This window comes from Segetibacter aerophilus, from assembly GCF_007991655.1.
GTDB classification, from domain to species: domain Bacteria; phylum Bacteroidota; class Bacteroidia; order Chitinophagales; family Chitinophagaceae; genus Segetibacter; species Segetibacter aerophilus.
In genome coordinates, this window is the sequence record NZ_BJYT01000010.1 from 95,407 (window position 1) to 118,298 (window position 22,892).

The 22,892-nt window shown below is 41.3% G+C and carries 15 protein-coding genes; 8 read left to right on the plus strand and 7 right to left on the minus strand.

All coding sequences use genetic code 11. From position 1 onward, the window contains the following. Positions 1-66 precede the first annotated feature (66 nt). Positions 67-3,708, plus strand: coding sequence for a DUF7948 domain-containing protein (locus SAE01_RS14140; protein ID WP_147204432.1), 3,642 nt, complete (start codon positions 67-69; stop codon positions 3,706-3,708). Between the two features lie 96 nt (positions 3,709-3,804). Here SAE01_RS14140 and serS read toward each other — a convergent pair whose 3' ends face one another. After that, positions 3,805-5,076, minus strand: coding sequence for a serine--tRNA ligase (gene serS, locus SAE01_RS14145; RefSeq protein ID WP_147204433.1), 1,272 nt, complete (start codon positions 5,074-5,076; stop codon positions 3,805-3,807). A 288-nt stretch (positions 5,077-5,364) separates the two neighbouring features. Here serS and SAE01_RS14150 point away from each other — a divergent pair, with 288 nt between their 5' ends. The 3 genes from SAE01_RS14150 to SAE01_RS14160 all read left to right on the plus strand — a co-directional run bounded on the left by SAE01_RS14150 (position 5,365) and on the right by SAE01_RS14160 (position 9,336). After that, positions 5,365-7,020 carry a glycerol-3-phosphate dehydrogenase/oxidase gene (locus SAE01_RS14150; RefSeq protein WP_147204434.1) on the plus strand — a complete coding sequence of 552 codons (1,656 nt, stop codon included), beginning with the start codon at positions 5,365-5,367 and terminating at the stop codon, positions 7,018-7,020. Beyond that, positions 6,995-8,485, plus strand: coding sequence for a glycerol kinase GlpK (gene glpK / locus SAE01_RS14155; protein ID WP_147204435.1), 1,491 nt, complete (start codon positions 6,995-6,997; stop codon positions 8,483-8,485). The genes SAE01_RS14150 and glpK overlap by 26 nt, the downstream gene beginning before the upstream one ends. 113 nt (positions 8,486-8,598) lie before the next feature. Further along, positions 8,599-9,336 carry an MIP/aquaporin family protein gene (locus SAE01_RS14160; protein ID WP_147204436.1) on the plus strand — a complete coding sequence of 246 codons (738 nt, stop codon included), beginning with the start codon at positions 8,599-8,601 and terminating at the stop codon, positions 9,334-9,336. 266 nt (positions 9,337-9,602) lie between these two features. On the opposite strand, the gene SAE01_RS14165 is transcribed toward SAE01_RS14160, so the two are convergent. Beyond that, entirely contained in the window at positions 9,603-11,837 is a 2,235-nt protein-coding gene (locus tag SAE01_RS14165; RefSeq protein WP_147204437.1) for an FUSC family protein, read from the minus strand. 290 nt (positions 11,838-12,127) lie between these two features. Between SAE01_RS14165 and SAE01_RS14170 the strand changes: the two genes are divergently transcribed. Beyond that, positions 12,128-12,361 (plus strand): PID-CTERM protein-sorting domain-containing protein, encoded by a 234-nt coding sequence (locus SAE01_RS14170; RefSeq protein ID WP_147204438.1) that lies wholly within the window; start codon positions 12,128-12,130, stop codon positions 12,359-12,361. Between the two features lie 210 nt (positions 12,362-12,571). Next, entirely contained in the window at positions 12,572-16,252 is a 3,681-nt protein-coding gene (locus SAE01_RS14175; RefSeq protein ID WP_147204439.1) for an immunoglobulin domain-containing protein, read from the plus strand. Positions 16,253-16,324: 72 nt separating this feature from the next. Here SAE01_RS14175 and SAE01_RS14180 read toward each other — a convergent pair whose 3' ends face one another. Further along, positions 16,325-17,668 carry a sensor histidine kinase gene (locus SAE01_RS14180; RefSeq protein WP_147204440.1) on the minus strand — a complete coding sequence of 448 codons (1,344 nt, stop codon included), beginning with the start codon at positions 17,666-17,668 and terminating at the stop codon, positions 16,325-16,327. Positions 17,669-17,802: 134 nt separating this feature from the next. Here SAE01_RS14180 and SAE01_RS14185 point away from each other — a divergent pair, with 134 nt between their 5' ends. Further along, complete coding sequence (locus SAE01_RS14185) at positions 17,803-18,354, plus strand: YqgE/AlgH family protein (RefSeq protein WP_147204441.1); 552 nt, start codon at positions 17,803-17,805, stop codon at positions 18,352-18,354. 60 nt (positions 18,355-18,414) lie between these two features. On the opposite strand, the gene SAE01_RS14190 is transcribed toward SAE01_RS14185, so the two are convergent. From SAE01_RS14190 to atpD, 4 genes are all read right to left on the minus strand, one after another. Beyond that, on the minus strand, positions 18,415-19,044 hold the full coding sequence (locus SAE01_RS14190; RefSeq protein ID WP_147204442.1) for an outer membrane beta-barrel protein: 630 nt from the start codon (positions 19,042-19,044) through the stop codon (positions 18,415-18,417). 7 nt (positions 19,045-19,051) lie between these two features. Continuing rightward, on the minus strand, positions 19,052-19,684 hold the full coding sequence (locus tag SAE01_RS14195; RefSeq protein ID WP_147204443.1) for a DUF4136 domain-containing protein: 633 nt from the start codon (positions 19,682-19,684) through the stop codon (positions 19,052-19,054). Between the two features lie 300 nt (positions 19,685-19,984). Then, entirely contained in the window at positions 19,985-20,239 is a 255-nt protein-coding gene (gene atpC, locus SAE01_RS14200; protein WP_147204444.1) for an ATP synthase F1 subunit epsilon, read from the minus strand. 3 nt (positions 20,240-20,242) lie between these two features. Beyond that, positions 20,243-21,742 carry a F0F1 ATP synthase subunit beta gene (atpD, locus tag SAE01_RS14205; protein ID WP_147204445.1) on the minus strand — a complete coding sequence of 500 codons (1,500 nt, stop codon included), beginning with the start codon at positions 21,740-21,742 and terminating at the stop codon, positions 20,243-20,245. 437 nt (positions 21,743-22,179) lie between these two features. On the opposite strand from atpD, the gene yihA reads away from it, so the two are divergent. After that, positions 22,180-22,830, plus strand: a complete 651-nt coding sequence (yihA, locus tag SAE01_RS14210) for a ribosome biogenesis GTP-binding protein YihA/YsxC (RefSeq protein ID WP_147204446.1) — start codon at positions 22,180-22,182, stop codon at positions 22,828-22,830. Positions 22,831-22,892 lie beyond the last annotated feature (62 nt).

The window sequence follows — 22,892 nt, forward strand, 5'->3', positions numbered from 1 at the left end:
ACGAAATAATAATCCGGCCGTATATACTGATATATTAATTGTAACTTTTAAAAAAAAATTACAGGCTTGAAAAGACTCACCCCGATTGCTTTTTTAGTAGCTATTCTTTGTAGCCGTACAGCAGTCTTTTGTCAATATGCCAACCTTGAGTTCGTCGAAAATAAGGGGCAGTGGGATAAAAAAATCAGGTTCAAAGGAATGATGAATAACGGGGCTTTTTTCCTGGAGGAAAAGGGCTTCAGAGTAGTGCAGCACAAAGCCGAGGACATTCAGAAACTAGATGACCTGATGCACGGTTTTGCTGTCAACAGCAACTCTTCAAGTAACTTAAAAACAGTTGTTCCCGTAAAGAATCACCAAGTTCCAACCGATGGTTCTGGTGGAAGTGGAAATGTAACTGTTCACTCTCACGCGTATGATGTCGAATTTGTAAATGCCTTAACGCCTGTAGTTGTGGGTGATAAACCTTTAGACACTTACAACAATTACTTTATTGGCAACGATCCGGCTAAATGGCAGAAAGACTGTAAAACCTTCCAGGCAGTTACTTACAAAAATATTTATGCTGGAGTAGACGCACGTTACTATACAAATGAAGGTCAACTCAAATACGATATAATTGTACAACCCGGAGCAGATTATTCTAAAATAGTTATGAAGTATGATGGAGTGGACGGTTTAGAGGTAAACAATGGCCAACTTAATATCAAGACTTCAGTAGGTGAAGTAAGGGAACTGGCGCCTTATGCCTACCAGGTAGTTAACGGGCAAAAAAAAGAAGTAGTTTGTAGGTTCAGGGTAAGCGGCAAGACAGTTCAATTTGCTGTTGAAAATTATGTAAGAAGCGCTCCTCTCATTATAGATCCTGTTTTAATTTTCTCAACTTTTACTGGTAGTACAGCGGACAACTGGGGGTATACGGCTACGTATGGTCCTGATGGTAGTTTTTATGCCGGCGGAATTGTATTTAACACAGGCTTCCCAACCAGTCCCGGAGCATTTTCTTCTACTTATGGTGGAGGTGTTGGCGAAGGCGAAGGGGGCGGGTATGATATCGGCATAATGAAGTTTAGTCCTAACGGTGCTAACCGTATGTATGCAACTTACATTGGAGGATCAGGCAATGAGCAACCACATAGTTTAGTGGTTGATCCACAAGGGAACCTGGTGATAGCTGGCCGATCTAATTCATCAAATTATCCTGTAAAAATTACTGACAAGCCGGGGGGGCAATATGATATCATTCTTACCAAGCTCGACGCTACCGGCTCTACTTTAATTGGCTCAAGAAAAATAGGAGGCAGCAGTAACGACGGAGTAAACATCCGTCCCAAATACACTGCTCCTTATGGAACTGAAAGCCTTCGTAGGAATTATGGGGATGATGCAAGGAGCGAAGTAATACTTGATAATAGTGGCAACGTTTTGCTCGCTTCCAATACGCAGTCTTCAGATTTTCCAGTTTCATCTAACGCCTTTCAAACCACCTTTGGCGGGTTACAGGATGGCGTTATCTTAAGAGTAAACGGCGACCTTAGTACGATCCTTTACAGCACATATTTTGGCGGTAAGCAAAATGATGCTGCTTTCGTTTTGGCAATCAATCCTTCTAATGCCAATATTTATGTTGGCGGAAATACAGTAAGCTCAGACTTTCCGGGTAATAAAAGCGGGGTGATTAATCCAGGCTTCCAGGGTGGTGAAACAGATGGCTTCGTTTCAATCTTATCCCCGGATGGAAGCAGTTTATTGAAGACAACTTACATGGGTACGCCCGGTAACGACATGTTGTATGGGATTCAATTCGACAAGTTTAGTTTCCCTTATATAATGGGTACAACAACCGGTAGTTGGCCCGTAACAAATGCAGCGTTTTCTCAAGCGGGAGGAAAGCAATTTATTGCTAAGCTAAAGCCAGATCTTTCTGCATTTGAATATTCGACCGTTTTTGGTACCAATACGTTTGCACCTAACATTTCCCCTATTGCATTTTTAGTTGATCGTTGTGAGAACATATACGTATCAGGTTGGGGAGGCTCTACTGATACTAAGGCAGGTTTTAAGGATAATTCAGGAACAACCGGTTTAACGGTAACTCCCGATGCCATTCAAAAAGCTACTGACAACAGTGACTTTTACTTTTTTGTATTGGAAAGAAATGCAACAAAACAATTGTACGGAAGCTTTTTTGGTCAAAGCGGTGGATTTGGAGAGCACGTTGATGGTGGAACAAGTCGTTTCGACAGAAGCGGAGTTATTTACCAGGCCCTCTGCGCCAACTGCGGTCGCGATGTAACTTTCCCCACAACACCCGGAGTATGGTCGCCTGCTAATGGTTCGAAAGAATGTAACCTCGCTGCAGTTAAAATTGCGTTTAACCTGGCAGGTGTTATTGGTAGCGTACGAAGTTCTATTGCCGGCCGGGTAAATGCCGCCTCAGGATGCGTTCCTTTGACGGTAGATTTTACTGACACCCTTGCTGAAGGAAAAAGGTATGTTTGGAATTTCGGAGATGGTTCTCCTGACGTGGAAACTACTACAGAAAAAATCAGTCACACTTATACAGCAGTAGGTGATTACAGAGTAAGGCTCACCTCTATCGATAGCTCAAAATGTAATATTGCTGACACGGCTTATACTATAATTAAGGTGAAAACTGATAAGGGTATTTTAGGATTTACTCCTCAGAAACTTCAACCCTGCGACTCTTTCAATTATCAATTTGTCAATACCTCCTATGTGTCGCCTTCCGGCCGTTCGTTTCCGAGCAATTCTTTTATTTGGGATTTTGGAGATAAAACGCCGCGGGTAGTTGCGGGGTTAGAAACAATGAAGCATAGTTATCCTGCACCCGGAGTTTATAAAGTTAAATTGGTGCTGCGTGATACTAACTTCTGTAATGCCCCGGATTCTCTTGAAATAAATCTGAGAATAGCCACTAACCTAAAGGCTGAGTTTGAGACGCCGCCCACAGGATGTGCACCTTATACCGCAAGGTTTAATAATACTTCTTCCGGAGGTCAAAATTTTTACTGGACATTCGGAGACGAGGGAACTTCAAGCGAGGTTAGCCCCGAGCATGTCTATTCAACGCCGGGAACATACCTGGTAAAATTGAGAGCAGTCGATTCAAGCACTTGTAATATGTTGGATACAACTAGTTTTACAATTGTAGTAAGTGGCAAGCCCACAGCTTCTTTCTCCTTTACACCAAATCCTCCACTGGAAAATACTGCTGTTCAGTTCAGCAACAACTCTATTGGTGCTACCCGTTATATCTGGAGATTTGGAGATGGAGATACATTAGCTACACGGTCTGTTTCGCCTGTCAGTCATATCTATAATGAGACTAAGCAATATAATCCATGCCTGATTGCGCTAAATAATGCCGGTTGTCCTGATACTGTATGCACCTCTCTTCAAGCCCGCACCAGTCCTTTGATTGATGTTCCAAATGCTTTTACTCCTAATGGAGATGGTATAAACGACAAAGTCTTTGTAAGAGGATTTGGTATTACGAGATTAGCGTGGAAAATTTATAATCGTTGGGGAGCCTTGGTTTTTGAAACAATCGATAGAACGGAAGGCTGGGATGGAACCTATAAAGGAAAGGTTCAACCTAACGAAGTATATCATTATGTATTAGATGTGGAATACTCGGACAACTCCAAGTTTCAAAAAAGAGGTGATATAACGTTGTTAAGATAAATGCTTTATTGATCAGCTTTTGATAGGTTATTAAAAGCTGATCAATAAAGATTTCGATGATAATTTTTATGCCTTTGAATGCTTTGAAGGATTTATCTATAAAATCCATTCTGCACCAAAATAGGTATGAAGTACCTGGGGCAACATGATCCCCTCTCCTGCCTGGTTATTCTCCAACAAAGCAGCTACAATTCTTGGAAGGGCAAGTGAACTACCGTTTAAGCTATGGGTGAGCTGAGTCTTTCCGCTGGCATCTTTAAACCGACACTTTAATCGGTTCGTTTGAAAGTTTTCGAAGTTACTTACACTACTTACTTCGAGCCAACGATCTTGTGCTGCACTATATACTTCAAAGTCATAAGTAATGGCGCTGGTAAAACTCATGTCGCCACCACAAAGTCTAAGTATTCGGTAAGGTAATTCCAGGCTTTGCAGCAACTTCTCTACATGACTAACCATTCCATCCAACACCTCGTAGCTTTTTTCGGGGTGGACGATCTGTATAATCTCAACTTTTTCAAATTGATGCAGGCGGTTTAATCCGCGCACATCTTTACCATAACTTCCGGCCTCCCGCCTAAAGCAAGGAGAATAAGCCGTCATTTTAATTGGTAAATCATCTTCCTTCAAAATGGTGTCCCTGTAGACATTAGTAACAGGCACCTCAGCGGTAGGGATCATGTAGAAGTTATCAGCCGTTGCATGGTACATCTGCCCTTCTTTATCAGGCAACTGTCCTGTACCGTAAGCGCTTTCTTCATTTACCATAAATGGAGGGAGGTATTCAAGATATCCTGCAGCAGTATTGAAATCTAAAAAATATTGAACCAATGCTCTTTGCAACTTTGCACCCTTGCCTGTATATACGGGAAATCCACTTCCTGTAATCTTTGTTCCAAGTTCAAAATCTATCAGCTTCAATTTTGTCGTCAATTCCCAGTGCGGAACTGCCCCTTCTTCAAGCGTTGGTTTTATTCCTCCTTCTCTTACAACTACATTGTCTTCGGGCGTTTTACCTTTTGGTACTTCTTTAGCGGGTAAATTGGGTATTTGCAATAACTTATCAAGCAGACTTTTTTCAACTTCTGCCATTTTAAGCTTCAAAGGATCTATACCTGTTTTCAAAGAAGCTACCTCCGATTTTAACGTCTCAGCCTGCTCCTTTTGACCTTGCTTCATTAGATTGCCAATCTCTTTGGATGCGCTATTTACTCTCGCCTGCGTGTTATCAAACTCTACTTGTAGCCTTTTTCTTTCGTCATCTAAAGACACCACTTCATCTACTAACTCAGTTTGTGAAAAGTTCTTTATTGCCAGTCTTTCCAATACAGCTTCCCGATTTTGACGAATAAAACTTACCTGTAACATACATTCAAAAATTTGCGGCAAAGATAGCAGTTGAAGTTTTGTGAGTGCTATGAATTGAAAAGAAAGCAGTACGAGGAATTTGCGGCTCAATTAGTATTAAAGCGTCGTGATGCTTTCGTATTTTCTGATGCAAATTTCGAAGGATTTAAAAAAGTACTTGAAAAAGGCTTAAAGTAGAAAAGGAGGAAGAAAACTGCGGCGGAAAAAATTCACACTACTAATGAAACTAGATGTATAATCCTGTAAATTACAGATCTATCTTGTTTCGCCATAACTTAACTCGTTTTAATGCCTGAACAGCAACCAATAACAAGGTTCTCCAGAGATGAATTTATAAAAAGGATAAACGACCAGGCTGTATGGGACGTTATCGTAATCGGTGGAGGAGCAACAGGTTTAGGTGTTGCAGTCGACAGCGCTTCCCGGGGATTTTCTACCCTACTTCTAGAACAAGCTGATTTTGCTAAAGGCACTTCTAGCAGAAGCACCAAGCTGGTTCACGGTGGAGTTCGTTACTTAGCAAAAGGCGACATCCGACTAGTGTATAATGCTTTAGACGAACGGGCAATTATGCTCAAAAATGCTTCGCACCTTGTAAAGTCTCAATCGTTTATTATACCATGCTATAGTTGGTTCTCTACCGTAAAATATTTGATTGGTTTAAAACTCTATGACTGGCTTTCCGGTCGGTTCAGTTTCGGCAGTTCAAGCTTTTTTAGCAGGGAAAAAGTAGTACACCAGCTTCCCAATATCAATGCTAAAGGGCTCATTGCTGGTATCGAGTATTTCGATGGCCAATTTGACGATGCACGGCTCGCTATTAACCTTGCCCAAACGAGCGCTGCCAAAGGAGGAGTGCTTTTAAATTATTGTAAAGTAGCAGGCTTACAGAAAGAAAATGGAAAAGTAAAAGGAGTGTTGGCGATTGACTTAGAAACTAATAAGGAATATAAGCTATCAGCTAAAGCTGTGATTAATGCTACCGGAATTTTCGTTGATGAGGTTCTTAAGTTTGACGAACCCAATAGAAAGCCACTGGTAAGACCAAGCCAGGGAATACATCTTGTTTTAAAAGAAACCTTTCTAAAAAGCAACAATGCTATACTGATACCTGAGACCAGGGATGGCAGGGTACTATTTGCAGTTCCATGGCATCAACATGTTTTGGTAGGCACGACCGATACACCGCTTACATCAAGCAGTATAGAACCTGTGGCGCTCGAAGAAGAAATCGAGTTTGTACTTGAGACAGTACGAACATATTTTTCTGTTACTCCGACACGTAAAGATGTACTTAGTGTGTTTGCAGGATTGCGTCCTCTCGCTGCAAACAATAAGAATACAAACAGCACCAAAGAAATTTCACGCGATCATAAGCTGCTTGTAAATACATCTGGACTAATAACAATTACCGGGGGCAAGTGGACGACTTATCGCAAGATGGCGGAAGAGACTGTAAACAAAGCAATCGAAGTAGCCGGTTTAGCTAAAGGTAATTGCCAGACAAAAAAACTAAAGGTGCATGGTTGCACAACCACTCTTATCGAAGGTCATCTTTCTGTATATGGAACCGATGCAGCAGGTATAAAGGAATTGATCAAAGAAAATCCGTTATTGAATAAATCATTAGTAAGTCATTTACCCTACACCGAAGCTGAAGTAGTGTGGGCAGTGCGATATGAAATGGCAAGAAATGCAGAAGATGTCCTCGCACGCAGGTTGCGGATTTTATTTTTGGATGCTTTAGCTGCAATTGAAGCAGCACCACGGGTGATAGAGTTAATAGCCGAAGAGCTTCGGTTCTCTGAGGAATGGAAAAGATTGGAATTGGCTAAATTTCACCAGCTCGCTTATCAGTACTTACCTAATCTCTCAAATCATACCACTGAACCTTACAACAGAAACCAACAACCCGCTGATGGAAAAATTCATTCTTTCAATTGACCAGGGCACTACAAGCTCAAGGGCTATCGTCTTTAATCACGAAGGCAATATTGAATCGGTTGCTCAAAAAGAATTTACGCAATACTATCCCGAACCAGGGTGGGTAGAGCACGACGCCAACGAGATCTGGTCTTCGCAGGCAGGCGTGGTTGCAGAAGCTGTTATTAAAGCAGGATTAAGACCAATTGATATAGCTGCCATTGGTATAACCAATCAAAGGGAAACGACTATTGTGTGGGACAGGGAAACAGGCAAGCCCGTTTACAATGCCATTGTTTGGCAAGACCGACGAACAGCTTCTTTTTGTGACGAGTTGAAACATAAAGGCACAGACAAACTCATCCAGGAAAAAACCGGCCTTATTGTAGATGCTTATTTTTCTGCAACAAAAATTAAATGGATTCTTGAAAATGTGCCGGGAGCCAGGGAAAACGCCCAGTCAGGAAAGCTGGCTTTTGGAACTGTTGACTCATGGCTTATCTGGAATCTTACTGGAGGTAAAACCCATGTCACCGATGTAACGAATGCATCGAGAACGATGCTTTTTAATATTCATACGCTTCAGTGGGATGAAGAGTTGTTGCAAATCTTCGGAGTTCCCGCAAATATGCTCCCTGAGGTTCGTTCTTCGAGCGAAGTGTTTGGCGAGACTGCCGGTGAAATACTAGCTGCAAAAATCCCAATCGCAGGAATTGCCGGTGATCAGCAGGCGGCCCTCTTTGGACAAATGTGTACAAAGACCGGGATGGTTAAAAACACTTATGGCACTGGTTGTTTTATGTTAATGAATATCGGCGACAAGCCAGTTGTTTCCCAAAACAACCTGATTACAACCATTGCCTGGAAAATTGGAAACCAGGTGCAATATGCCTTGGAAGGAAGCATCTTTGTTGGTGGCGCAGTAGTGCAGTGGCTACGGGATGGGCTGGGCATTATCTCTTCATCTGCTGACGTTGAAGAACTTGCGCAAAAAGTCACCGACAACGGAGGTGTATTTGTAGTTCCTGCATTCACTGGTTTAGGCGCTCCTCATTGGAACCAGGATGCGCGTGGCACCATAGTCGGTTTAACCCGCGGTAGCACTTCTGCACACATAGCGCGGGCAGCTTTGGAAAGCATTACGCTTCAAACTATGGAAGTTCTAAAGGCTATGGAGGCCGACTCAGGAGTCTCAATCGAAGAACTTCGGGTGGATGGGGGCGCGACTGTAAATGATTTGCTTATGCAAATACAAGCTGATGTGTTGCAGGCCCGTGTAGTTCGGCCTGAGATTACCGAAACTACAGCTATGGGGGCTGCTTATCTTGCTGGCCTTGCCGTTGGTTTCTGGAGCAACGTCGAAGAGATCAGCCAACAGTGGAAAATCAACAGGGCGTTTGAACCTTCTAAAGAAAACAATCCCGAGGTTTTAATAAAAGGATGGCATAAAGCTGTTAAAACCTGCAAGGCCTGGACCGAGGATTAGCTTGTTTTATGAACGATTTGATGATTCGCAAAACTTCGAGCAGCTTTTACAAAACTTCCCAACGAGTGAAAGTTGGCAACCCGGAACTCTAAACCCAAAACTCAAAACTCCTTATGTCAGAATTTACAGCCGAATTAATAGGCACTATGCTGGTTATTTTATTAGGAAACGGCGTTGTAGCCAATGTAGTACTACAGGGAACAAAAGGAAATAACGCCGGCTGGATGGTGATCACGACCGGTTGGGCGCTTGCTGTTTTTGTAGGTGTGGTAATCGCCTCACCTTATAGTGGTGCTCATTTAAATCCGGCGGTAACGATTGGTTTGGCTGTGGCTGGCAAATTTGCCTGGAACAAAGTATTGACCTTCATCGTTGCCCAGTTGATTGGGTCTGTCATCGGTGCTTTCTTAGTTTGGATCGTTTACCGGGATCATTTTAATACAACCAAAGATCCAAATTCACAGCTCGCTGTTTTCTGTACCGCGCCTGCTATTCGCAACCGCGTTTTCAACCTGCTAAGTGAAATTGTTGGAACCTTTGTGCTCGTATTTGTTATTTTTTATTTTACCAATGCAGAAATTACTGATCAAAAAACACCTATTGGCCTTGGTTCGTTGGGCGCCATTCCGGTTACCTTTTTGGTGTGGGCGATCGGTCTTTCTTTGGGCGGAACCACCGGTTATGCCATCAATCCCGCGCGTGATTTTGGTCCTCGCATTGCTCACTCACTTCTTCCCATGACAGGCAAAGGCAGCAGCAATTGGTCCTACGGCTGGATCCCTATCATCGGGCCGTGTATTGGTGCTGTTATCGCAGCCTTAGTTTTTACCTTTTTGAAGGTAAAAGTGTAATTGTACAAAAAGAGATTTCCTGAAATTCTTTTGTGACCAGCTCCGGTATTTCTATTGCACATTGTTGTGTCACTCACTTTTACAGCAAACCTAACTTGCCCGCCTTCTTTGCAGCAGTACTTTCAACCTTTTAATGGCTGAATTTTTAAATGGTATAATACGGCTAGTGTGGTACAGCTCAATAGAATTACCGCCCGTAAAAGTGTGCAACGTGAGATTCACAGAGCTACTGAAGCTGGTAACAAAAAAACATCCCGTCGCTCCAGCTATTCAATCTTTAGAGTTTGCGTTATTTTATTAAGATCGACAGCCACATTATAAATCAGATTAAACTGGTCAACAATTGACTTCAAGTCGAACAACAGTTTGCGGGTAGAAGTTTCCATCTGGCCCTGTTGCAGTTCCTCTTTTCTTTTTTGCATCAGTTGATTGACGCGGTCATTGAGCTTACGCAAAGACTCTTTATTACTAATTGTTTCTTCTGTCACTTCCTCATCATTCAGGTAGCTCATTGCATTGGTGAAATACTGTCGGATATCCTCCGCAACTTTTATAAAATCATCCGAGCTATAAGGGATGACATTCATTTGGAGATAGTGAGATAACGTCGCGATGTACGACGTGAGCATATGATTTAGTACCACAAAATGATGCAAAAGCTCCACCCCCTGCTGTTGGCTTTTTGGCTCAGAAATCATTCGATTGAAAGCGTCAGACAAATTGGCCAAAGCAACAAGTGCGTTTTTCCTGGCTAGCTGCTTTGCCAAAGGATCGATTTGCCGGCCGCTAAAAGCTTCTGCTACTACGGAAAAATATTCCTTCACATCAGACAACATCGTAACCATGATTGGTTTAAACTTTTTTCTTTCCCACGACGGAAAAAGGAAAATGCTCGCTATAAATGCGATAACAGAACCAATAAGCGTATCAACAATTCTGTCTTTTAGCAATATCTTAAAATCGCCCGGGTTAAGCAGGTGATAAAAAATAAGCAGGTAAGTCGTCATCAAGAGTACGCTGATAAAGTAGTTGGTCCGCATGAACGTGTAACCGCCTGCCATAAAAACTACGAGGAACGCAAGTAACGTAGTGTTGTTATCCACCAGGTATAGTATGCCCAGCGCAATAACTACTCCTGCAAACGTACCCGCAAGCCTGTCGATATTTCTTTTTTTGGTTAAGCTAAATGCCGGCTTTAGTATTACCACTATGGTAAGCAGTACCCAATAGCTGTGACCAATCTTTAAGGCTGAAGCGATAATAAATCCTACAACTATTGCAATGCTTACCCGTAAGGAATGCCGGAAAGTGTCTGACTTTAAAGTAAGGTTGCTGAAAAACAAACCTGGAGTGATTTGTTGCGATGAGATCAGGTGCTCGTAGTCGGAGCCCTTAATTTTTCTTTTTTTGAAAGACCCGTCAAAGTCAGTGTATTTACGAAGCGTGGCCAGTCGCTCCGCGAGATCTTGAATATTTTCTAAAATCCTTCTTAAACTAATGAAACCTTCGATGTTGTCGGGGTGCAAGTAGGTAAGACGTAACTGGTTCAGCTTTTCGGTCACTTGATCTATGTGTTGCATCAGGTCCCGACTTTGCCTCGACCGTTCACCGCTCTTTACCGCTATTCCAAGATCCTCAAGTTCGTAAGCCAGCTCTTTTGCCAAATCGTAGTAATCATTTAAAATCCCCGTCTGGTCAAAATACTCATGCAGCAATGGGTACTGCTGATGAGACATCATTATTCTTTCAAAAATGTCGACCACATCCAAATGAATCATTACAAGAGACCGCCCAATGTTTGTCGATTCCTTTACAATGCTCCTGGTTTTAAACAAGAGCTCGGTTAATTCATCTTGCTTATTTTGTACAATAGCCTGCTGATGCAGCAACTGCTTAAACGTGTTCTCGTAGTTTACCTCTTTTTTGTAAAATTCAGACCTGGTCATCAGGTATTCTCCCGTTGCTTGTATAGCTTCCCCCAGCGCTTGTTGCAGTAACCGGTACGGCCGGAAGTTGTACAGCAACATACTGAAGCCCATATACCAAAATCCTCCGCAGACCATATAAAAAGAATGCGTAAGTACTTTTTGAGAAGTATCAAGATTTAGCCGGGGATCAATCGTGAGGGTCATTACCAGCATGACAGCGGTTCCAATAGAACCGGGGCGTGTTCCGTAAATGCCAATCATCGAGAAAAAAAAACAACCGGCAAGTAAAAGAATAGCAAGAAGAACGGATGACTTTGCAGCAAACCCAACTAAGAGCGTAACGATCAGGATGCCGGCAATACAAACGGCCATTCCGTTTTTTCGATGGTGAATAGGTCCGGGGCTATCAGTGACACTTACAAAAAGTGCCCCTAAAGAAATTACGATACCAACAGAAAACATATCAAAATAGCTAAAAGCTAGCGCAGGAAGAACAACGCCGGTTGTTATCCGCACACCCTCGCTCAAGTAGTGACTATTAATAAAACTCTTGTATGTTTTGATATAATCCATTGTTGTCTCACCCGGATAAAACCGCTACCAGCCTTTCCGTTTCCGCAAAAGTCTGAAAACTATTTTTGAAAATAGGTTTAAAAAAGTTTGAAAGCGTCAGGCCTTCCTGAGTGATCAGGCAATTGTTAATAGTGATAGAACTGAATATCTAGCGTCAACTAATTATAAAAACTTTGTAAAAACTTCGAGGGATAAAATATTAAACCGAACCGAACGTTGAGTATGTAGTAGTAATCAAAAGAAAAGTTACAGTAAGGGAGCTACATGTCTTACCCGAAAAAAAAGTAAGTATGAGAATGTTTAAAAGAATGGTTATCGTATTAGTAGTTATGGCCTTACCTATAATAATGCATGCCCAGGGTAGCCCAATCGACTTTGATGGAGAAAGCCCCTACGGTGTAACTGACGTTCCATTCGATGATGGCGTTGGTTTATTGGTAGCTGTAGGCGTAGTGTACGGCCTGCTAAAAATAAGAGCTTACAAAAAAGCACAAAAAAGTAAGAATGTATTGCTGCAGAACTAACCTGCATTCTCTTTCAATTTCTTTGCATTATTACATTTCTTCGTCCTAATTTTTATTAGCCTGTTCCTGAACAGGCTAAAACTCATAATCATATCCGCCATATTCGTAGCCCTCTCGGGCGTCATTGTAAATTGAAGTAATTTTTTTTCATCCAGCCCCGTTTTTAATGTTACGACTATCGCGTTCTTACAACAAACTAAAAAGCTGGATATGATAAAATTTTTACAACCAGGGCAACTACAAACGCTTAATATTTTCACTAAAAAAACTGTTTTTTCTTTTTTTGTTTTTCTTCTTACTTCAACTTATTTACAAGCCCAACAGGTTACAGAAATTATAACTGATTTTGGTGGGTACTGGCGTACAAACACAACGACTAATAATGCTACTAAACCGAATGATGGCCATAATTTACTAGCCTTTACAGTAGGAGGGACACTTTATTCGACAGGTGCTAATAATACGACGTTAACAAGTAAGGGCGTTTCGTTTACCACTGGAAATTATAAATGTTTGCCTATCACTTCTGTTACTGGATCGATAACTTCAGTCGCATGTGCTATTGGCCTTGCCATAAATTATGATGGTGCACCTGCCGGATATAGCACTCCATTACCTACAGTGAAAATGAAAGATGTACTTACTGATGGCACTAATGGACTCAACCTAGGAACAGGCGTAATAGATATACCGACCTCAGCTAAATTAACTTTTCCGGTTCAGAGCATTGACGCCAACTCCATTGCCGATGCAAAACCGGACATTTTATTTACCCAAATAGCGGATCCTGATCCAATTAAGACTGACACTATGTATTTTGTCAATTCTGCAAATGTGGTAGTGGGAAACAAAATAGTAGTTAGCTGGAGTTCTGTTCAAGTACTTGGAACTTATTTGGTTGATTTTTATGATTTACAAAGAAATGTACCGTGTGACCAGGCGGTCATAACAGGAGGAATAGCTCCTAATAATACCCGCCCCATCCGCTTAACTGCTTTCAAGCTATCAGACTTTGGTATTAACTCAACGAACAAAGCGTCCGTAGCATCTTTGGTACTTCAACCCAGTGGAAAAAGTGATATAGGTTTCGTTGCTTACAACACTGATGGTTTTGTCATTGCTCCACCAACTATTACCCAGCAACCTCAAACTCAGGTGGTTTGTACTGGTGCAGCTTCTGTTGCTACTTTTTCTGTTGTTGCTACAGGCACAAGCGATACCTATCAATGGAGAAAAAATGATGTGAGTATTCCCGGTGCTACAGGCACTGTATATACTATTTCCCCTGTTACTGCCAGCAGCGCAGGGGCGTACGACGTAGTGGTCACTAATCCGGGTGGAACTGTTACCAGTACTAAGGCATATCTGAATACAGAAATTACAAAGCAACCTGTTTCTCAAACCATTGTAACGGGTAATACAGTTACGCTTTCGGTTACTGCAACAAATACTACGGGTTATCAGTGGAAAAAAAATGGGGTAGATATTGCCGGAGCTGTTGACTCAATTTATACTATAAGTCCAATGGAAAGAGCAGACAGCGGCTTGTATACTGTTCGAGCCATTAATAATGCCAATGCAGGCTGCGCTTCTGTTACCAGTAACGCAGCAGCTCTCACCGCTGCTATAGTTGTTTATTCTAAAAGTTCCCCCGACATAAATATACCTTCTACCTGGGGCGCAAATACAGATGGAAGCGGCAGCACTCCTGTTGACTTTACACGTGCTGAGCACACATTTGTCTTATCAAACCGGCCTTGGGGGAACACGCTTACGAACTTAACAATCGCCGGCACCCTTGATGTAAAAAATGGCGTAGCCATTATTGCTGATAATACTACTCTTGACGTTGGACGAAGTATTCGCACGGGTACCGGTAGTATCTCGGGTTCAACTTCTTCAGGATTTACTACACGGGGAAACTCTGATTTGTATTTTACTATCGGTAGTCAATTTCTTAAAAACTTCACTGTAGCAGGGGGAACGGTTAACATGCTTTCAGACCTGGTTATAGCGGGTGGAACGCTTCCGGGAAAAATTAATATTACGGGTGGAACCTTGGCAGTTGGAACTAATAAGATTACAATTCGCTCAACAAGCACATTAAATACATCTATGGTGACTGCTGTCGGACCTACAGCTTCGGTAACTTACGGCTCAGGTGGAGCTTTTATAGTAGAAAGATTTATTCCTGCAAACAGATCTTTCCGTTTTATGTCACCTACCGTAACGACAATTACCAGCATAAAAAATAACTGGATGGAGGGAGTAGTAAACCCTGATAGATGGAACAATTACAATCCCAACCCAGGTTACGGAACGCATATTACCGGACCTAAAACAGCAAGTGATAGCCTGGATCCCACGCAGACTTACAATCCTTCACTTTTTACTTTTGATAATGATGCTCAGTCATGGAACCCCGTGCCAAACAGCTCCGGAACTTTGACGGCAGGAACTCCCTATCGTTTTATGATCAGGGGGAGCAGAGCCGTTGACTTAAATAATAATGAGGCTACACCATCTAACACAATTATCAGGGCTACCGGTTCTCTTTTAATAGGTACAAAAACGGTAGGTTCATCTGTCTTAAGTAAAAAGATTGGGGGATATAGTTTTGTGGGTAATCCTTATGCATGTCCTGTAAACTGGAACACGCTAACTACTTCCGGCCTTTCATCGACCTATTACGGTTGGGATGAGGCGCAAAGTAAGCGTGGTGCCTATGTGTCATACAACGGATACTCTCTAACCAGCAGCAATGCAAACTCTGCACTAAATGAAAATATACAATCGGGCCAGGCCTTTTTTGTGCAATCAACATCTACCACACCATCTATAACTTTTAATGAGACAAATAAAAGCTATAACAATACAGCCATTTTCAGAGGCGCCAACACGATGACTAAGCTTTCTGTGCAACTACTGCTTGATGGTGAGGTAGGAAATCATATTGTAGCTGATGGTTTTGTGGCGGTATTTGGAAGCAAGTTTTCAAACAGGGTTAGTGAAGAAGACTCTTACAAGTTTACCAACCTCGATGAAAATATTGCGATCGATCGAAACGGGGTAGTATTGAGCATTGAAGGGCGGCCGGACATAATAGACAATGACACGATCCCTATTAAAATCTGGCAGTTCAGACAGAAAGATTATTTCTTTAAGTTCGACGCTAATGATTTTAATTCTTCAGTCACCGCGACGTTGAAAGACGATTACTTAAAACAACAATACTCCATCGATCTTTCGAGCTCGACGACAATCCCTTTTAGCATTACGGAAGATTCGGCATCTTTTGCTTCAAACCGTTTCTCAATCGTATTTGCTCCGGCGAAAACATTGCCCGTCATCTTTACCAATGTAAAAGCTTACCAAAAGGAAAAATGTATCCAGGTAGAATGGAATACTTCGAAAGAAACTAATATTAAAGAGTATGAAGTTGAAAAATCTTTGAACGGACAAGACTTCAAAAGAGTATTTACTACGTCGGCGAAAGCAGATAGCCAGTTAACCAACACCTATTCCTGGCTGGATAAGAACGCAACCATTGGAAAGAACTTTTACCGTATCAAGATAATTGAGAAGGCAGGAAAAGCAGGGTATAGTAGCGTGGTGAAAGTGATTGTGAACAATGATAAAAGCGGCTTTACTATTTTTCCAAACCCGGTTAAAGGAAAACTGGTTCACCTTCAGTTAGCAAATCTCGAGGGGAAGTATGTGGCGAACATCTTTAATGATTTGGGGCAGCAGGTGTATCAAAGTTTAATTCAAATCAACCAAGGCACTACCTCGCAAACACTTTTATTGGACGGTCCAATAGGTAAAGGAAAGTTCACTATTCAGCTAAGTAATGATAAAACAACTTATAGCAAACCACTAATTCTGCAATAGTCGAAGCAAACTATTATAAAGACAAAAAGCTGCCGTAACTGGCAGCTTTTTGTCTTTATAGAAAATCGGCAATTATTCGCTCTTATCAGCCAAAGGAACTTCTACTGTAAAACAGCTTCCTTTACCGAGAGTGCTATCAACTTTAATACGTCCTTTGTGCACATCAATAACGGTCTTTACGTAACTCATTCCTAAACCAAACCCCTTTACGTTGTGTAGATTTCCTGTGTGAGCTCTGTAGAATTTCTCGAACACTCGCTTTACTGTTTCCTTATTCATACCAATTCCATTATCCTGAATTTTTATCTGCAGGTTTTTACCGGTGTTACAAGTCGTAATCTTTAGCACAAGATTTTCTCTAGAATATTTTATCGCATTATCAAAAAGGTTTGATAAAAGGTTTGTAAAGTGGTTCTCGTCCGCAATTATCTCATCGTTTTTAGCATCGAACTTCAATTCAACTTTGCCGTCTTTATCCTGTATCTGAAGCTGGTAGTTATTTAGAGCGCTTTCGATTAGTTTGTGCGCATGTACCTTATTCATGTCGAGCTTCAACTCTTGCCTGTCAAGCAATGCAGCTTGTAAAATTGTCTCAACATGCTTATTCATCCGCTTGTTTTCTTCCTTGATAATGCCGCTGAAATAAGACATCTTTTCGGGTTGCGCCAATACCTTCTCATTCCTTAAAGCGTCCACTGCGAGTGAAATAGTTGCGAGCGGAGTTTTAAACTCGTGGGTCATGTTATTAATAAAATCCGTCTTGATTTCGCTCAATTTCTTCTGTCGAAGTAATGCCTGAACTGTTACACCAAAAGCTGTAACTATGATGAGTGTAAAGACGACGGCAAACATTACCACCCACATCATAGACTCCAACACCTGGATTTTGAAATTTGGAATAATCACGATCAAATGTTCGAAAGGCTCGCGGGGTTGTAATATGTCTTCGTTATCCGGCGGCAATATGGGAACAATTATACTTCTGTTATGAACCGTATCATCCGCCTCTTTGAAAAAATTATCGGTCTGAAGTTCTAGCGTGTAAGCAGACGAATTGGATGTAACACCAAACTCGAAGTGCACGTCTTCAAGACCTTTGCTATTAAATGCTTTTTGAATTTTTTCTTTTATTTCGAAAACGGAAAAGTGCTGCGATAAAAGCGGTCTACCATAACCAATGGCGTAGTCGTTAGGTAGCAGACTTAAGTTTTGTTTACGGGGAATTTTAAAAAATGGAGCTGAAGATGCGTGTTTCCCTAATTCGATGGCGGCCTCGGTAGTTGCTTCTTCGGCACCTTTTCTTAATTGCACCTTCCGCAGAAGAGTCATGTCTCTAAACCAACTCACCTGCAATACAATTATGCCTAGCAATGACAACGTTATTAGCACAATAATTACAGGGAAAATTCTCTTCATCACAGCAAATATAAAGTGAATATCAGCGTTTAGAAGAGCGCTCACGGGCTTTTATCGTTTTTAACGCGTCCTTGACATCGAAATTTTTTAATTAAAATAGCTTTACAAATCTTAATATGTACTAACTTTTCAATATGACCGAAGTTTTTTCTGGAAAACTTTTAATAGCCGATCCCTTTTTACGAGATCCGAACTTTATGCGCTCAGTAGTTTTTATTTGTGAGCATAAGGAAGAGGGATGCTTTGGCTTTGTTTTAAACAGAAGATACGAGCAATTATTAGGAGAGTTATTGAGCGGACTTGAGACTTCAGATTTTCCAGTTTATTATGGCGGACCCGTGCAAGTCGATACGATTCATTTTTTGCACCAACGTCCGGATCTTATCCCCGGTGGAGTGGAAGTAACAGATGGAGTAGTGTGGGGCGGAGACTTTGAAACAATCGTCGAACTTTTAAAAGCCGATGAACTGACACAGCAAGACATCCGTTTCTTTATTGGCTATAGCGGCTGGGGCGAAGGGCAACTGGAAGAAGAGATGAAATTGAAAAGTTGGATCACAGGAGAAGGCACGCGTAAACTTATATTTCCTACCAACATAGACAACACCTGGAAAGACGCCCTGAAACAATTAGGAGGCGAGTATGTACAGATGATTAACTATCCCATAGATCCTCAATTAAATTAGTCCCATAAAAAAAGCCGGCTTTATTAAAAAAACCGGCTTTTAAATATTTAGAGGTTTAAACTATTTTAGGGCAAAAACTACCCCCGCGTTAAAACCTACTGTATTTAGATTAGAGATATCATTACGCTTATAATTGGTAAAATTGTAAGTCGCTCCGATTTTAAAAGCAGTTTGGTTATACTGGTTTCCAAAAGGAATTTTGATACCGGCACCAGCTTGCGCTGAGAAAGGACCTGACGCTTCTGTTCCACCAAACTCACCCAAGTACTGACCATAATTAATTAAGCTAACACCTGCGGCAGCAGAAACATAAGGTTGAACCTTAGCTGTAGCAGAAGCACCTAAAGGCGAAAACGTACCACGCAACATAACCGGAACAATTTCCATAGTATTGCTAACTACGGCAGACACGGTTTCGTTTCCTTGTAATTTGTAGACCTGGCGGTCATATTTCTGATAATAACTCTGAAAGCCAGAATGTAATCCCAATGAAAACTTCGGATTGAAGGCGTAACTGATTTCACCATAACCACCCCTGTATGAAGTTTTACTAATAAAATCATTTTTGAAACTTCCAAGGGGAGTACCCACGTTATACCCGAGCTCCATTTTTAGCTTTTGTTGTGCAGATGCCGAAAGGGTCAGCATGCACACAAGCAATGTCATAAATACTGCAATATTCTTTTTCATAGATTTTTTACTGATTTTTTAAGTACGCTGATTGATTGAATAACATTTTAACCTGGTCTGCAGCAGTGGACGAATTGAAAATTCCTGAACCACGAATCAAACCTGTCCAGATTACATTGATCCTGTTGCTGGCAGCGGCATTCTTAAGGTTGAGCATGTCTATTGAAAGTGCTCCTTCCCTTATAGAATAAGTTGCATAGCTGTATGGGCTGTAGTAACCGTACCCACCGTATCCCCAATAATAAGGATCGTAGTAACCCCCGTACATGTCATAATAATTTCTGTAGCTAACTATACCGGTTGAGGTATTGTAAATTCTGCTAACGTTGATACCTAGGTCAGGATTAGCACTTTTATTTACCAGCGTAAATCCTTTTGCCTGCATCTCTGACTTAACAGCATCGATAAATGCCCGGTCTGTCGCAGTAATTTCTTTAGAAGCCCTTCCGTCATTGATTACTGCAACGGAGTCAGAAATACTAAATGTTTTGAAAGTCGAGAAATTAACCGTCGAATCATGATCAGTGATATAAATCCGGGATTCTTCTGCAGTTAGGTTAGCCACAGGATCTTTCGTACAACCACTAAACATTGCACCCAATGCCAGGATTGTGAGCCACAACACATTCTTGCTTTTCATATTTTTTCCTTTTGTTGATTTAATTAACACAGATAATTAATCAAACCAGATGCCTACAAATGCGAAAAAAAATGAAAGACCGCAGGTTTGAACCTTTTTAAGAAAGCTTTAAATTTTCGACTAATATGATGTAAGCCTTCACTTAAGGACGCATGATTTGCGTTTATCCCGATCTGACGTAACAGCAGGAATGAGATTTTAAATTGTCAGATTACTGTCCTTTTTACTTCAAACGGGGGTTAAAAGCAAAAAACTCCCAAGCGATTTGCTTGAGAGTTTTTATTATTTCACTGAAGAAATTTATACTTCGGTAACACCCTCTACGAGCACTGTTGCTTTGTTATTCAAGACTTCTACAAATCCGCTTTCTATTGTGAAATTAGCGGCGGTTGTATTTTTATCTTTTATAACCTTTATGTTTCCTTTTCCCAAAGCACTTACAAGGGGTGCGTGCCTGTTGAGAACTTCAAATTTTCCATCGATACCAGGTAATTGTACACCATAAACGTCTCCGCTGTAAAGCCTCTTTTCCGGTGTTAATATTTCTAAAGTCATAGTTTATGCTTTTGCTGCTTCCATCATTTTTTTACCTTTTTCAACGGCATCCTCTAAAGTTCCCACTAGGTTAAATGCAGCTTCAGGGTAATCATCCACTTCACCATCCATAATTGAATTGAAAGCTCTGATGGTATCTTCGATACTTACAAAAACTCCTTTTAAACCTGTAAACTGTTCAGCAACGTGGAAAGGCTGAGAAAGGAAACGCTGTACTTTACGCGCTCTTGAAACGGTCAGTTTATCTTCATCGCTCAATTCATCCAAACCTAGAATAGCGATGATATCCTGCAATTCTTTATAGCGCTGCAAAATCAATTTTACGCGGTTGGCGCAATCATAGTGCTGATCGCCTACAATACCCGGAGTAAGAATACGACTGGTACTATCCAAAGGGTCCACAGCAGGATAAATACCTAAGTCAGCAATTTTACGAGACAGTACCGTTGTAGCATCCAAGTGAGCGAAAGTTGTCGCAGGAGCTGGGTCAGTCAAGTCATCTGCAGGTACATATACTGCCTGAACAGATGTAATAGAACCGTTCTTAGTTGAGGTAATTCTTTCCTGCATCAATCCCATCTCGGTAGCCAAAGTTGGTTGATAACCCACCGCTGATGGCATACGACCCAATAACGCAGATACTTCAGAACCAGCCTGTGTAAAACGGAAAATATTATCTACGAAAAACAAAATGTCTTTACCCTTTCCCTGACCATCTCCATCACGGAAATATTCGGCAATAGTCAAACCACTTAAAGCAACACGAGCACGTGCTCCGGGAGGTTCATTCATTTGTCCAAAAACGAAAGTTGCCTTTGATTCTTTTAATTCTTCAAGATTTACGGAGTCCAAGTCCCAACCACCTTCTTCCATGCTGTGCTTGAACTTCTCGCCGTATTTCATAATACCAGCCTCAATCATCTCTCTCATCAGGTCATTACCTTCACGTGTTCTTTCACCCACACCGGCAAACACTGACAAACCACCATAACCAATCGCGATATTATTAATCAACTCCTGGATCAATACTGTTTTACCCACACCAGCACCACCAAATAGTCCGATCTTACCACCCTTTGAGTAGGGCTCGATAAGATCAATTACTTTAATACCGGTATATAAGATTTCTGAAGACGTACTAAGGTTTTCGAAGGTAGGAGGCTTAGCATGTATAGGACGGCCATTAAGTTTGCTAACTGGCGGCAAACCATCTATAGCATCACCTGTTACATTAAACAAACGTCCATTGATACCTTCTCCCACAGGCATACTGATCGCCCGTCCGGTATCATTTACTTCCATACCTCTAACCAGGCCCTCTGTTCCATCCATCGCTATACAACGAACGCTATCTTCACCAAGGTGCTGCTGAACTTCCATCACAAGTATATCGCCGTTCTCTCTCTTCAACTCAAGTGAATTGTAGATCTGAGGCAAACTGCCCTCAAACTGCACATCCACTACCGCGCCTATAACTTGTTTTACCTTACCAATTTTTGACATATGACAAATTTTTTATTGGTCTAAATTTTGGCGCAAAGGTAAGGGTTAGCACTTTATTTTAAAAATTTCGTTGCTTCTTATAGGACTAACTGCGCCAAAGACTGTTTTTTTTAATAATCCTATTCCCAAGCAACCTTCGTTGGTATAGTGTTTGTCTTATTAACGAAACAATTTGAAGGATCTATTAGTTGGCCGTTGCTAACCTAACAAACAACCTTATAATAAGTCGGGGTTTTTAATTTTTATTGACCTCAAATTGTTTCGGATTGATGAAGGAAGCTGCCAGCAGCTTCCTTTTTTTTACAAGCCTTTTGTAAAGTTTTATTAGGAAGAAGTTGAAAGCTTTCCATGGAATATTCTTTAAAACAATGCTCGTTCTCTTTCCTCTTGTCTTAAACTGCTCTTAGCTGTTGAAGGTTAATTGTTACCTTGCAGCCATGTTTATTAAATCTTCTGAGTACGTTATTTCCAGTCCTGATTATACCAACTGCCCTGCTCCTGACCGTCCTGAATATGCATTCATCGGGCGCAGTAATGTTGGCAAATCATCCTTGATAAACATGCTTACTGCTAACCAAAAATTAGCAAAGACATCAGGCTCTCCCGGTAAAACTCAAATGATCAATCATTTTGTCATTGAATCTTGGAAAGGTCAGGAAGCACCAATTGGACATAAAAAACCTGATACCTGGTATATCGTCGATCTGCCGGGGTACGGCTTCGCCAAAGTATCTCAAAGTAGTCGGCGGAAATGGGAGCAGATGATCGAAAATTATTTACGAAAAAGAGAAAACCTCGTAAATGTCTTTATTCTGGTAGACAGCAGGCACGAGCCCCAAAAGATTGATCTGGAATTTGTGGACCAACTAAGAAAATGGGAAGTACCATTTACCATTGTTTTTACAAAAAGCGATAAAGAAAATCAACGAACTATTGCCGCTAACATAAAGGCCTTTTTTGAAGAGATGAGAAAAACATGGCAGTTTTTACCCCAGCATTTTGTGAGCAGCGCAATTAAAAAACAAGGTAGAGATAAAGTGCTCTCGTTTATCGAAGAGTGTAACGAACAATTTTATAAAGGAGAGTAAACAAGTAATCTGAACTATATGCAGGATTCGGGTCGTTAAATGAATAGAAGGCCCTTTGAAAA

Bases quoted from the DNA above. Each gene is read 5' to 3' on its own strand.
- SAE01_RS14170 (WP_147204438.1), top strand. From the start codon at position 12,128: ATGAGAATGTTTAAAAGAATGGTTATCGTATTAGTAGTTATGGCCTTA.
- yihA (WP_147204446.1), top strand. From the start codon at position 22,180: ATGTTTATTAAATCTTCTGAGTACGTTATTTCCAGTCCTGATTATACC.
- SAE01_RS14195 (WP_147204443.1), bottom strand. From the start codon at position 19,684: ATGAAAAGCAAGAATGTGTTGTGGCTCACAATCCTGGCATTGGGTGCA.
- serS (WP_147204433.1), bottom strand. From the start codon at position 5,076: ATGTTACAGGTAAGTTTTATTCGTCAAAATCGGGAAGCTGTATTGGAA.
- SAE01_RS14165 (WP_147204437.1), bottom strand. From the start codon at position 11,837: ATGGATTATATCAAAACATACAAGAGTTTTATTAATAGTCACTACTTG.
- atpC (WP_147204444.1), bottom strand. From the start codon at position 20,239: ATGACTTTAGAAATATTAACACCGGAAAAGAGGCTTTACAGCGGAGAC.
- atpD (WP_147204445.1), bottom strand. From the start codon at position 21,742: ATGTCAAAAATTGGTAAGGTAAAACAAGTTATAGGCGCGGTAGTGGAT.
- SAE01_RS14180 (WP_147204440.1), bottom strand. From the start codon at position 17,668: ATGAAGAGAATTTTCCCTGTAATTATTGTGCTAATAACGTTGTCATTG.
- SAE01_RS14185 (WP_147204441.1), top strand. From the start codon at position 17,803: ATGACCGAAGTTTTTTCTGGAAAACTTTTAATAGCCGATCCCTTTTTA.
- SAE01_RS14160 (WP_147204436.1), top strand. From the start codon at position 8,599: ATGTCAGAATTTACAGCCGAATTAATAGGCACTATGCTGGTTATTTTA.
- SAE01_RS14150 (WP_147204434.1), top strand. From the start codon at position 5,365: ATGCCTGAACAGCAACCAATAACAAGGTTCTCCAGAGATGAATTTATA.
- glpK (WP_147204435.1), top strand. From the start codon at position 6,995: ATGGAAAAATTCATTCTTTCAATTGACCAGGGCACTACAAGCTCAAGG.
- SAE01_RS14190 (WP_147204442.1), bottom strand. From the start codon at position 19,044: ATGAAAAAGAATATTGCAGTATTTATGACATTGCTTGTGTGCATGCTG.
- SAE01_RS14175 (WP_147204439.1), top strand. From the start codon at position 12,572: ATGATAAAATTTTTACAACCAGGGCAACTACAAACGCTTAATATTTTC.